We start from the raw sequence: 11,819 nt of genomic DNA, 5'->3' as shown, positions 1-11,819 counted from the left end.
TTTCCTCCACGCTGTCGCTTCACTTTCATCCTTCCGGCGGCAGCGCCGCCTTCAGTAATACTAATTCGGTTCCATGCCATCATTGGCCTGCCAGGGGAACATGACGGCATGGAAAATCCTTCCACCCGGTACGGGACGAGAAAAAAGATATTTTCTCGCCTCCCTGGCCGTATACTGGAAATGAAATACTACCTGCGGACAGCATGCGGCATCATCCTGGGAACAATGGCCTGTGTGCAAGGCCTGGGAGCGACGGCCCATCATGACAGCTGCATTCAGGAAGGCTGGAAAGAAGAAATTCCCCAGCCGGTTTACCCTGACAAAGACCTCGTGGATCTTTACCATAAAACATGGGAAATCACGGCCGGACGGGTAAGAAAAGGCCCTGAGGGCCTCCCCGGGTCGCCCTACATGGATGAAAACTGTTACGAAGACCAAATCTGGATTTGGGATACCTGTTTCATGGTGCTCTTTGCCAAGTATGCGCCGAACTCATTCCCCGGAGAGGGAAGCATGGACAATCTGTACAAACCCATTTGGGATAAGGAAAAAACTCCGCTTCGCATTCACCTCGTGGACAATCCTCCGTTGTTCGCATGGGTTGAAAAGGAATACTACGACTTTACCGGAAACAAAAACCGCATCCATGAAATCCTGAATCGGAAACAGTACCTTCAAAAACATTTTGACTGGTTTGCCAATGCCAAAGCGGGAGAACGTTTCGAATGCTCTCCCCAAAACATCCACCTGAACGCCATTGGTGAAGATGGTTTTACATGGACGGGGGGCGCCAGCGGAATGGACAACACGCCCAGAGGCCGGGACGCAGGCGGCTACAATAAGATTCTATGGATTGACGCCATTTCCCAGCAAGCCCTGAGCGCACGCTGCATGGCCCAATTGGAACAATCACTGGGCAATGCAGGCGCAGCCGGGAAATGGGAGGCCGTCTACCGCAAGCTGAAAGACAAAATAAACGAACTGTACTGGGATGAGCAGGACGGGTTCTACTATGATGTGGCGATAGAAAGCAGGCAGCCCTGCCGCATCAGGACAATGGCCTCCTACTGGCCGCTTTTAGCCGGAGTTGCTTCGCCGGCCCAGGCGGAAAAAATGGTAAAATACCTTCGGGACCCGCAGGAATTCGGTGGAAACTACCCGACGCCCACCCTTTCCCGCAGGGATAGGGATTACCATGACCAAACCGGGGATTACTGGCGCGGCGGCATCTGGCTGCCCACCACGTACATGACTGTCAAGGCGCTTGAAGAATACGGCTACCATGAGGAAGCCGACATGATCGCTGAAAAAATCATCCGCCAGCAGCTTGCCGCTTACCACGGCATCAAACCGCACACGATATGGGAATGTTACAGCCCCAGTGCCAACGAGCCGTCTACCGAACATGGCCGCAGGGCCCGTCCGGAATTTTGCGGCTGGTCGGCGCTGGGCCCCATTTCCCTCTTTATTGAAAACGTTCTGGGATTCCATAAGGTTTCTGCACTCCGGAATGAAATCCAGTGGAGATTGAAAAGGGAGAAAGGCAGGCACGGATTAAAAAATCTTCATTTCGGGACGACTACCACCGACATCGTTTTTGACGGCAAAAACACCGTTGACGTCACAAGCAACAACCCTTATTCCCTGGTGATTAACGGTAAAAAATACGCCATCAAGCCCGGAACCGCCTCCATCACCCTGAAATAACACACCCGGCCGGACATTCCCGGATCTCCAAAAAAATCCGTGCCACGGCCTCAGCCCTGCAGCTTTCCGGTCCACCCCGGCACCGGAGACAGGACTTCTTTATTCCCTCCAGGGCAAATCCCGTAAAGCCGCCTTGTAAACACCCGCGGAATATACTATTTACGTTAAAAATTTTCCCTCCCTTTTTTCCTCATGTTTTCCAAAAGCCTCTTTCTAGCCGCAGGCCTCCTGTCCGCGTCCGCCGCCTTCTCCCTGCCCTCCAAACCCGTACCGGGCGACCCGGCCATCATCCCCCTCCCATCCGCGCTGGACGTGGAAAAAAACAAGCCGGGATTTCTGGTCAGCAACACGCTGCCTGTTTCCAAAACGGGAGACAAAAGCTGCATTGCCTCCTTCGTGACGGGGTTCTCCAACAACCTCCGGCAAATCAAGGTAAGCCCGGCTCCTTCCGCGGCCAATGCCGTACAGATCATCCTGAAAAAAGACGCTTCCCTGTCTCCGGAATGGTACTCCATCAAGGTCTCCACGCAGGGCATCACCGTCTCATGCACGTCTCCCGCCGGAGCTTTCTATGCGGCGCAAACCCTCAAGCAGTCTCTGGAAAAGGATGCCGCCGGCCACTGGGCCCTTCCCTGCATGACCATCACGGACAGTCCGCGCTTCACGTGGCGCGGCATCATGATTGACAGCGGCCGCAATCCCCGTTCCATCGCGGAGCTGAAAACCATCATCGACCTGCTCGCCTGCTACAAGGTAAACACCATCCACTGGCACCTGACGGAAGACCAGGGCTGGCGGCTGGAAATCAAAAAATATCCCAGGCTCACCTCCATCGGCGCCACCCGCCCGGAAAGCCCCATTCCCGGCAACCGCAACAAGGGAGACGGCAAACCCTTCACCTTCTTCTACACCCAGAAGGAAGTAAAGGAGCTGGTGGACTACGCCAAACGCAGGCACGTCACCATCGTGCCGGAAATAGAAACGCCCGGCCACGCCGCGGCCGCCATCACGGCTTATCCCGAATTCGGCAACAAGGACATCCCCGGCTACAAGCCCCGGGTGGCGACGCGCTGGGGGATCCTCCCTTTCACGTTCAGCCCCACGGAACCCACCTTCAAATTCATTGACGGCATCCTAGAAGAAGTCTGCCAGCTCTTCCCGGATTCCCCCTACATCCACATAGGCGGAGACGAAGCCCCCAAACAGCAGTGGAAAAACTCCCCCCAGGCCCAGGAAGTGATGAAGAAAAACGGCCTGAAAAACGAACAAGAGCTCCAGAGCTACTTCATCCACCGCGTGGAAAAGCTGGTCAACGCGCGCGGCAAGCAAATCATCGGCTGGGATGAAATCCGGGAAGGCGGCCTTTCCAAGACGGCCACCCTGATGGTCTGGCATGATCCCGGCATTGCCCGGGAAGCCATCAAGCACGGAAACAAGGTGATCATGACTCCCTTTGAAAGCACGTACCTGATCCGGCAGGAAGGGCCGCATCCGGAAGGCCCCGAATATGAAATGGCGACTTTCTCCACCATTCCCCTGCAAAAAGTCTATAACATGAATCCCGTTCCGAAGGGGCTCACCCCGGAACAGGAAAAAAACATCCTGGGCGTGCAGGGAAGCTGCTGGAGCGAATACATGACCACACTGGCCAAATGGCAGTACATGGTATTTCCGCGCATGTTCGCCATCGCGGAGCTGGGCTGGACGCAGCCTGGCCGCAAGGACTTCACAGACTTCAAGGAACGCCTGGACAGGCACAAGCCCTTCCTGGACGCGCAGCGCGTCAACTACCGGACGGACTCCGGAGAACCGGCGCAGCCGGAGGCGAAAATGATCCGCGAATGACCATGTCCCGCAAGAGCTCTGCAACCCCTGCGCGCGCCTGAGTTCAGCCTTGCCCTCCCGAAAAAAAACACCTATCATGTCCCCGTTATGCCAATAGCCACACCAGAACAATACATTACCATGCTTGAAACGGCCAAGAAGGAAGGCTATGCCTATCCGGCCGTCAACGTGACCACGATCGAAGTGATCAACGGCGCCCTCCGCGCCTTCTCCGAAGCCAAGAGCGACGGCATCATCCAGGTTTCCATCGGCGGCGGCAAATTCGCCTCCGGCACCTCCATCGGCAGTTCCGCCCTTGGCGCCATTGTTCTGGCGGAAGCCACGCGCCGCCTGGCTGAAAAGCACAACGTGCTTGTAGCCCTGCACACGGACCACTGCCAGCCCGAACACGTGGACACCTTCCTGCGTCCCCTGATCGCCGAATCCCGCCGCCGCGTGGAACGCGGTGAAGCCCCCCTCTTCAACTCCCACATGCTGGACGCCTCCACGCTGCCCATGGCTGAAAACCTCAAGCTTTCCCGTGAACTGCTGAAGGAATGCGCCGAACTGGGCATCGTCCTTGAAATTGAAATCGGCGTCGTGGGCGGCGAAGAAGACGGCGTGGACAACTCCGGCCACCCCGCTGACAAGCTCTACACCTCTCCGGAAGACATGCTGATGACGTATGAAGCCCTGGCCCCCCTCGGCAAATTCATGCTGGCCGCCACCTTCGGCAACGTGCACGGCGTGTACAAGCCCGGCCACGTCAAGCTGAAGCCCAGCATCCTGCGCGACGGCCAGGAAGCCGTGGTCGCCAAGCACGGCGAAGCGGCCCGCATGCCCCTCGTTTTCCACGGCGGTTCCGGTTCCGAACTCTCCGACATCCGCGAAGCCGTTTCCTACGGCGTAGTCAAGATGAACATCGACACCGATACGCAATACGCCTTCACCCGCCCGATCGTCTCCCACATGTGCGAACACATCAACGGAGTGCTCAAGATTGACGGTGAAGTGGGCAACAAGAAGGACTACGATCCCCGTTCCTACCTCGCCAAGGGTGAAAAGGGAGTCGCCGCCCGTCTCCAGGAAGCCGCAGACAACCTCATGTCCGCCGGCAAGACCCTCTTCGGCAAGATATAAACAGCCCTTCAACGGCTTTGATGCAATGCCCGGTTTCCCCAAAGGAACCGGGCATTTTTTTCGCTCTTCGGACTGCGGATAAGAAATCCGCCAACTGGACGACAGCGGAACATTTTCTTTGAACCATCCATTTAATGGGAGGTTTGGAAGAAAAAAAAGCAGGGGCGTTCTTTTCCCATCGCTCTGCAATCCTCCTTTCTCCTGCTGCTACCCTTTCTGCCTCAAAAAAACATGTTGTCTGCGGATTTCTTATTCGTTAATGTTCGTTCGACTTTAAGACTGACTCCTTTTCGACATGAGCAACGAACTCCGCATTTTTCCCCCCGAGGTCCACTCTCCACACAAAACAACGCTGAAAGCGGTCCTCTCCACAGCTGCAGGCCGGGAATTCCATCAATACATGGATATTGAATCCACCGGAAACGTGGACATTGACAAAGACGACTTGGCGGACGCCTGGTGCATCTTCTTCATCCATAAAATGATGGAAACGGGCGGCGAATTCTCCGTTACAGGGCCGGGGCGCCTGTCCCGTTCCCTGCTGGTCAATCTGGACCGCTACGCGGAAGCCTGGAACCGCTGGATGCCCAACGTCTTTCACCGCGTCACCATCCATGCCGCCGAGCGAGACGACTCCGCTGTTCCCCAACGGGACGAAGCCATTTCCTGCTTTTCCGGCGGTCTGGACGCCTGCTTCACCGCCTACCGCCACCGGAAAGGCTTGGCAGGCCCCCAGACCCTTAATCTGACGGCCTGCGTGATGTTCCAGGGAGCGGACATTGCGGAAAACAACCAGGAACACTTTGACAAGGCTTTCTCCAAGGCCAGAGAATTGCTGGAAGACATCGGCATCTGCCAATTCTACCGCATCCGGACCAATTTCCGGAACATGGGGATGGATTACGAAATGACCTACCATACCATGCTGATGGGAGGAATGCGCGTTTTCACCTCCCGCTTCGGTTACTTCATGGCGGGCAGCGAAGGGTCCTATGACTCCTTCTCCTACCCCTGGGCCTCCAATCCCATCACGGACCACTATCTAGGCTCCCACAGCAAGGAAGCCGTCACGGACGGCATGGGGCATGATCGTACGGAAAAAGCCGGACTCATCGCGCAGTGGGATAAGGCCATGGCCCTGCTGAGATGTTGCTGGGAAGGTAAAGACGCGTCCGGCAACTGCGGCGTATGCACCAAATGCCGCCTGACCATCATGAACTTCATGGCCATGGGAGTGCCCAGGGACAAAATAACGTGCATGCCGCGCAACGCCATGAATGAAGATATCTCCCAAATTCAGTTTAACCGCCCTTTCCGCGTCCTCTATGCCCAGGAAATACTCAAGCATGCCAAGGCCAACGGACTGGGGCAGGAGCCCTGGGCGGTCACCTTGGAACGGCGGCTGGCGGAAAGGGATCTTCCGCCAACCGGCATGAGACATAAAATCCGCCAACTCTTCCAACACTCATGATCACGATTAACCATCCATCCGTACAGACAGAGGGAAATGCGGTTACCATCTCCTATCCCATTCTTCAGGACGGCCACGCGCCGCGCACGCTTTCGTTTACGGTAGACTCCCGTTTCCGTGACTTTTTGAATCCCGGCAGGGCGGATGGAGCCCTTGTGGCCCTGCTTCCATGGATTTCCCAGCAGGGCGGTCAGGTTCGCGTTCTTCCCGCCATCTCCGCGCACCTGTACCACTTCGGCATACGGCTCCTCTCCCATATCCTGACAGGAATAGGGCCTTTCCTGAAACCCGTTGAACTGGCGGGAGAAGTTCACGCGGAAGTTCTTTCCCCCATTCCCGGCTGCCGCATTGGTACGGGCGGGTCCCTGGGGGTGGATTCCCTGTGCACTATCGCGGAGCTGGAAAAGGCGGGGACGCCTGTCACCCACCTGTTCCACAATAACTGCGGCTCCCATTGGGGAAACCGGGAACTGCTTGAAGGCAGACGAAAGCTCAGCCGGAATTTTGCTGAAAAAAACGGTATGGAATTCGTCTGGATGGATTCATCCCTGTACGATTTTTATGGCAACGAGGGATATTTGAACTGGTTTCCCTTTTTGGATTCCGGCAGTGTGCTTGTCCTGAATGGATTAATGAATTCATACTGGACTTCCGCCACCTATCATATCAATCATCCGGATTTCACCACCAGGGACCGGAGGGATTACTGTGAATTCCATCTTCAATCCCACATTCTATCCGCGGCGGAAACGGAACAGGTACGTTTCCACCTGCATGGCCTGGATTTGGCAAGGTATGAAAAAACAGCCATCCTTGCCAATTATCCTCCTGCCTGCGACTTCCTCAATGTTTGCCTGGAACGCGCTTTCAACTGCGGCACATGCTTGAAATGCCGCCGTACGATTTCCCAGCTTTATCTGCTTGGTCATTTGCAGGAATTTTCCAAGGTTTTCAACTTGAGGGCTTTTCAAGACAAGCCGCTGCGCTTCCTCGCAAAAACGATTGTTCATTCAGGCCACTTCCAGCAGGAAATGCTTTATCTCTTGAAGCATTCCACAGTCCTTTCCCCATCTGAAAAACGGCAGGTATAGTTCCACTGCATCAGAAAGCAGCCTTCCCTGTTGTCCCGAAGTTCCCAGTAACCCAACCTCCTTCCGATTCCGGTTTCCCATGGCTACTTCCCAGCTCATTCCACAACAACAGGTCGATATTCAACCCAATGGGACTTCCCGCCTGTATTGCGATTTTATTTCTCCCGGTTATAACTGCCGGGTATGGGTAGACCTCGCACCCTTCGACCAGGCCCCCACAGTGGAAAACAATTTTGCAGACGCATGGATCAGGATGCTCATTTTTGAAATGATGCATGTCGGAGGCCGTTTTGAAGTGAAAGGGGCCGTCAGTCTTACTCTGCTTCGGAATTTGGAGCATTTCATGGAAGCCTGGTCGCAAATGCATCCTGAGTATCTTAACGTGGTAGATATCAAGCCGGACCGGATTATAGACGACAGAAACGCGCCGGTGGACGATTCTGCGGTTGCCCTCTTTTCCCAGGGGCTGGATGCGACCTTCGCCTTGTACAGGCATGCATCCCCACATCGGAAACCGCGGTATGATTCCCTGGATGTGAAAGCCTGCCTGCTGGTACAGGGCGGAGACCGGGGACTTTACGAAGAACCCCTGTTCCTGCGCTGTTATGAAAAAGCTCTCTCTACGATTGAGGAACTGGGCATCACGCGCCTTCTGCGCTGCGGAAGCAATTATCCTGAAATTTTCCCTCTGGATACATTCTGGAACAACCAGCTTAACTGGGGATTTCACTGGCAACTGGTTCATCTGGCGGCTTTGACAGGCATGGCATCCTTTTGGCAAAGGGATTATGGCAATGTACTGGTGGGGAGCACCTATCCCTATTCATCCGGCGTAGTGGATTTTGGCTCCAACTTTGTGACGGCCCCCCTCCTTTCTTCCCGGCGATTCCGTGTGTATGAAGAAGGCTGGGGATTCACCCGGAGCCAGAAGGCAAAATTGGTCAGCCAATGGGAAAGAGGACTGCGCAACCTGAGAGTATGCTGGCACTCCAATCCGGATCAGGACAATTGCGGAGTATGCGAAAAATGCTTCCGGACCATCCTGAATTTCAAGGCCTCCGGAGCTTTTTATTTACGCGATATATCTTTGGATGAAATTCGCGACAAGGAGATATGGAATGAACACATCTTTTACGAATACCAGACCATTCTGGAAGATGCCGAAAAATGGGGAACTTCTCAGGAACCGTGGGCTCAGGCATTAAAGGAAAGGCTGTCCCTGGGTGTGTACCCGGCGCCCAAGCCATTGACTTTCCCTCAACGGATGGGAAAGAGAATCAAACACTTCCTGTACTATAAAAAAGAAGATGCGGCCAGCGTCCGCATCAAGATTCTTGGCCTTCGGATCTATAAACGTAAAAAAGAGGGTCCCCTGCATCAAAGCCGCGAATGATAAAGCCTGTCGCCATGCAAGCGCGCGGCGGCCATAAATATCCTCAAACCACCCGCTTCTTGCAAATCCGCAAGCCGCAGACCTTGACACGGAGCACTCCGTTCTCCTCCTTGCGGTAATAAAGGTACTTGGACAAAGCGGCGGCTTTCCCTATCTGCCGCGCATGCTTCGCCTTCCTTTCCCGGCAGCGGTCGAGGTCCGGTACAGTCAAAACCTTCTCCAGCCAGGGAAATTCACTCAACTCATTCAACAGATGTACGCGGGGAAAACGCTCCCGCAGGGACAACTCATAAATTCCGGAAATTTTGCCGTAAACATTGTCCATCAGAAAAACCTCCTTGCCCAGAAGAGCTCCGGAAATGCCCAGATGGAGCCTGTCCGTCAAGATGGCGTCAGGCTGGTCCAGCGCCTTCAAAAGCCAGCGGGTATAGGCAAAAGCGTGTTCCACCTCATCAATCACGCGTACGGAATACACGGAAAGGTCCGTATTCAAAGGGAGTTCCTTCAACGCTTGAGCGTGGCCGGTACTTTCCGGATCATCTCGCAGGCAAACGGCAAGCTTTCCGGCGCCGGGCAACGCTACCAAGGAAGTCTTGACATCCCTTTTCATGCGCTTGCCCCACGCCCGTTCCTCCATCTCCAGAAAAGGCAGCCTGACGGGCCGCTTCTTCAGCATCTCGGGCTCCGCGGCCACGGCCATGTCATCCGCCAGCAGGAATCGCGCCTTCCCATTCCTTGACAGGCAGTAGTCATAACTAGCCCGTTCCCGGCAAAACACGGTAAAACGTTCATCCAGCACATCCACCAGTTCATCACAATCCCTGAAGCTCTGGGGCAGGATCACGCACTTCCGGAGGCGCGGATCCGAAAAAAGGCGTACATAATGAGGCAGCATGCCAAAATAGGGGACAAAACCTCCCCCGCCGCCGTAAACCAGCGTTATTTCCTCCTTTCCTGCAGGGAGTTCCGGGCCGCATGAACTGAAATTCAGCTCTTCCCTTTCAAACAGGGCGACCGTGGAAGCGGCAATCAGGGCATCCCCCACATTCCCCTGGTTCATCATGTAATGGAACGGCCCCAGCTCACGCAGAAGCTCCATCATCGCGTGAACAGGGACAGGGGAACAGGAAATCCGGCTACAATCCATCGCCCTGATTCTACCTTACCGGCCATCAGGACGCAACTACATAGGACGGGGTCGCCTCTCCGGCGTTCCGGCACCTCTAGTTGCCAGCTTTGCGGGACTCCCTCACGCGGTCATTGGCGTTCAGGATGCGCTTGCGCAGGCGGATGAAATGGGGGGTGGCTTCCACCAGTTCATCAGGCTCAATGTACTCAATGGCGCGTTCCAGGGAAAAGGCGACGGGAGGGGAAAGCTGGATGCCGTCCCCCTTCGTGGCGGACCGGATGTTGTTCAGGTGCTTTTCCTTGCACGGATTGACCGGCATATCCATCTGGCGCGGGTTTTCACCAACGATCTGGCCTTCGTAAATATCTTCCTGCGGCCCTACGAACAGACGTCCGCGTTCTTCCAGCGCCACCAGCGCGAACGGCGTGGAAACGCCCGTTTCCATGGAAACCAGGGTGCCGGTGGTACGCGTGGTGATATCCCCGGCGTAGGGGCCGTAATCCCGGAACAGGTGGGAGAAAATGCCGTGGCCGGACGTCAGGTTGACCAGCTCAAACTCAAATCCGATGATGCCGCGGGTGGGAATATAGGCCTGGATGAAGGTGTGGCCCGTGCCCTCCTTGGAAATCATGTCTTCCATCTGTCCCTTGCGGGCGTGCAGAAGCTTCATGACGCCGTTGGCGTGCTCATCCGGAACTTCCACGTAAATCGTTTCATACGGCTCCGTAAGACGGTCACCTTCATCCCTCTTCATGATCACGGTGGGACGGGAAACGCACAGTTCGTAATTCTCGCGGCGCATGGTTTCCACCAGCACGGCAATCTGCATGGCCCCGCGGGCGGAAACGGAGAAAACGCCGGCCTTGTCCGTATCCTCCACCTGGATGGAAATATTCGTCCGCATCTCTCTCATCAGGCGATCGCGAATCACGCGGGAAGTTACATTCTTGCCGTCGCGTCCGCCGAAAGGCCCGTTGTTGATGGAAAACTCCATGGAAATGGTGGGCGGGTCAATCGCCACAAACGGGAGGGGCTCCGTATCCGCGGAACCGCCCAGGGTCTCACCGATGTTCACGTTTTCAAACCCCGCCACGCCTACGATGTTGCCCGCCACGCCGATGGCCGAATCCGTGGTGCCCAGGCCGGAATATTCAAACATGCGGGTCACCTTGCCGGAAATGCAGGTGCCGTCGCTCTGGTGAAGCCATACGGTATCCCCCTTCTTCACGGTGCCGGAGGTGATGCGGCCAATGGCCACGCGGCCCACGTAGTCGTCCCAGTCAATATTGGAAACGAGCATCTTGAACTCCCCTTCCGGATCGGCATCCTTAGGAGCGGGGATGTGCTCCACAATCTTGAACAGAAGAGGCGTGCAGTCCACAGGAGGTTCCCCCTCCATGGAATTCATGAAATAGCCGTCGCGGGCGGACCCGTACACAAAGGGAGCTTCAAATTGTTCGTCCGTGGCGCCCAGTTCCAGGAAAAGCTCCAGCACCTGGTCATGCACGGCGGCAGGGTCGGCATGGGGGCGGTCGATCTTGTTAATGACCACAATGGGCATCAGCCCTTCCTGAAGGGCCTTGCGGAGCACGAAACGCGTCTGGGCCTGCGGACCTTCAAAAGCGTCCACCACCAGCAGCACGCCGTCCACCATCTTCATCACGCGCTCCACTTCCCCGCCGAAGTCCGCGTGGCCGGGGGTATCCACAATGTTGATCGTGTAGCCGTTCCAGAGGATGGAAGTATTCTTGGCCTTGATTGTGATGCCCTTTTCACGTTCCAGGTCCATGGAATCCATGGCGCGTTCCTGCACGGCCTGGTTGGCCCGGTAGGCTCCCCCCGCCTGCAAAAGTTGGTCGACCAGGGTCGTTTTCCCATGGTCAACGTGAGCGATAATGGCGAGGTTGCGGAACTTGGAAGGGTCTGACATTGCGCGCGAGAGCTAAAAGCACTGGAAAATAAATGTCAAGCCTGCTCCATGAATACCTCCATATATTTTTAACGCGCGCGTGCCTCTCCCGTTGCAGGTGACGGAACTTTTGTTCTCTCCGGTGAATTTATAGC

General features: G+C 55.7%; 8 protein-coding genes. 6 read left to right on the top strand and 2 right to left on the bottom strand.

Annotated features, from left to right (window positions below; all coding sequences use genetic code 11):
- Nucleotides 1-180 precede the first annotated feature (180 nt).
- The 6 genes from M8N44_RS10835 to M8N44_RS10810 all read left to right on the top strand — a co-directional run bounded on the left by M8N44_RS10835 (nucleotide 181) and on the right by M8N44_RS10810 (nucleotide 8,626).
- Nucleotides 181-1,707: an amylo-alpha-1,6-glucosidase gene (locus tag M8N44_RS10835; RefSeq protein ID WP_180973724.1), complete on the top strand. Its 1,527-nt coding sequence runs from the start codon at nucleotides 181-183 to the stop codon at nucleotides 1,705-1,707.
- Between the two features lie 192 nt (nucleotides 1,708-1,899).
- Nucleotides 1,900-3,552 (top strand): beta-N-acetylhexosaminidase, encoded by a 1,653-nt coding sequence (locus tag M8N44_RS10830; protein ID WP_102721575.1) that lies wholly within the window; start codon nucleotides 1,900-1,902, stop codon nucleotides 3,550-3,552.
- An 87-nt stretch (nucleotides 3,553-3,639) separates the two neighbouring features.
- Nucleotides 3,640-4,671 carry a class II fructose-bisphosphate aldolase gene (gene fbaA / locus M8N44_RS10825; protein WP_102721576.1) on the top strand — a complete coding sequence of 344 codons (1,032 nt, stop codon included), beginning with the start codon at nucleotides 3,640-3,642 and terminating at the stop codon, nucleotides 4,669-4,671.
- A gap of 400 nt (nucleotides 4,672-5,071) precedes the next feature.
- Nucleotides 5,072-6,142 carry a hypothetical protein gene (locus M8N44_RS10820; protein ID WP_102721577.1) on the top strand — a complete coding sequence of 357 codons (1,071 nt, stop codon included), beginning with the start codon at nucleotides 5,072-5,074 and terminating at the stop codon, nucleotides 6,140-6,142.
- Nucleotides 6,139-7,233, top strand: coding sequence for a hypothetical protein (locus M8N44_RS10815; protein WP_249853107.1), 1,095 nt, complete (start codon nucleotides 6,139-6,141; stop codon nucleotides 7,231-7,233). Before M8N44_RS10820 ends, M8N44_RS10815 begins: the two co-directional genes overlap by 4 nt.
- 79 nt (nucleotides 7,234-7,312) lie before the next feature.
- Nucleotides 7,313-8,626 carry a hypothetical protein gene (locus M8N44_RS10810; protein ID WP_146021061.1) on the top strand — a complete coding sequence of 438 codons (1,314 nt, stop codon included), beginning with the start codon at nucleotides 7,313-7,315 and terminating at the stop codon, nucleotides 8,624-8,626.
- 43 nt (nucleotides 8,627-8,669) lie between these two features.
- Here the strand turns inward: M8N44_RS10810 and M8N44_RS10805 are convergent, their stop codons facing one another.
- Both M8N44_RS10805 and typA read right to left on the bottom strand, forming a co-directional pair.
- Nucleotides 8,670-9,728: a polysaccharide pyruvyl transferase family protein gene (locus M8N44_RS10805; RefSeq protein ID WP_180972958.1), complete on the bottom strand. Its 1,059-nt coding sequence runs from the start codon at nucleotides 9,726-9,728 to the stop codon at nucleotides 8,670-8,672.
- Between the two features lie 121 nt (nucleotides 9,729-9,849).
- The gene (gene typA / locus M8N44_RS10800; RefSeq protein WP_022396370.1) at nucleotides 9,850-11,685 is read right to left on the bottom strand and encodes a translational GTPase TypA; all 1,836 of its coding nucleotides are present in this window, start codon (nucleotides 11,683-11,685) and stop codon (nucleotides 9,850-9,852) included.
- Between the last annotated feature and the right edge of the window lie 134 nt (nucleotides 11,686-11,819).

It is taken from the genome of Akkermansia massiliensis (assembly GCF_023516715.1).
Classification (GTDB): Bacteria; Verrucomicrobiota; Verrucomicrobiia; order Verrucomicrobiales; family Akkermansiaceae; genus Akkermansia; species Akkermansia massiliensis.
Note: the sequence above shows the minus strand (reverse complement) of the source record. Positions and strands in the feature narration are given on the sequence as shown.

Bases quoted from the DNA above. Each gene is read 5' to 3' on its own strand.
- fbaA (WP_102721576.1), top strand. From the start codon at position 3,640: ATGCCAATAGCCACACCAGAACAATACATTACCATGCTTGAAACGGCC.
- M8N44_RS10810 (WP_146021061.1), top strand. From the start codon at position 7,313: ATGGCTACTTCCCAGCTCATTCCACAACAACAGGTCGATATTCAACCC.
- M8N44_RS10805 (WP_180972958.1), bottom strand. From the start codon at position 9,728: ATGATGGAGCTTCTGCGTGAGCTGGGGCCGTTCCATTACATGATGAAC.
- typA (WP_022396370.1), bottom strand. From the start codon at position 11,685: ATGTCAGACCCTTCCAAGTTCCGCAACCTCGCCATTATCGCTCACGTT.
- M8N44_RS10820 (WP_102721577.1), top strand. From the start codon at position 5,072: ATGGATATTGAATCCACCGGAAACGTGGACATTGACAAAGACGACTTG.
- M8N44_RS10830 (WP_102721575.1), top strand. From the start codon at position 1,900: ATGTTTTCCAAAAGCCTCTTTCTAGCCGCAGGCCTCCTGTCCGCGTCC.
- M8N44_RS10815 (WP_249853107.1), top strand. From the start codon at position 6,139: ATGATCACGATTAACCATCCATCCGTACAGACAGAGGGAAATGCGGTT.
- M8N44_RS10835 (WP_180973724.1), top strand. From the start codon at position 181: ATGAAATACTACCTGCGGACAGCATGCGGCATCATCCTGGGAACAATG.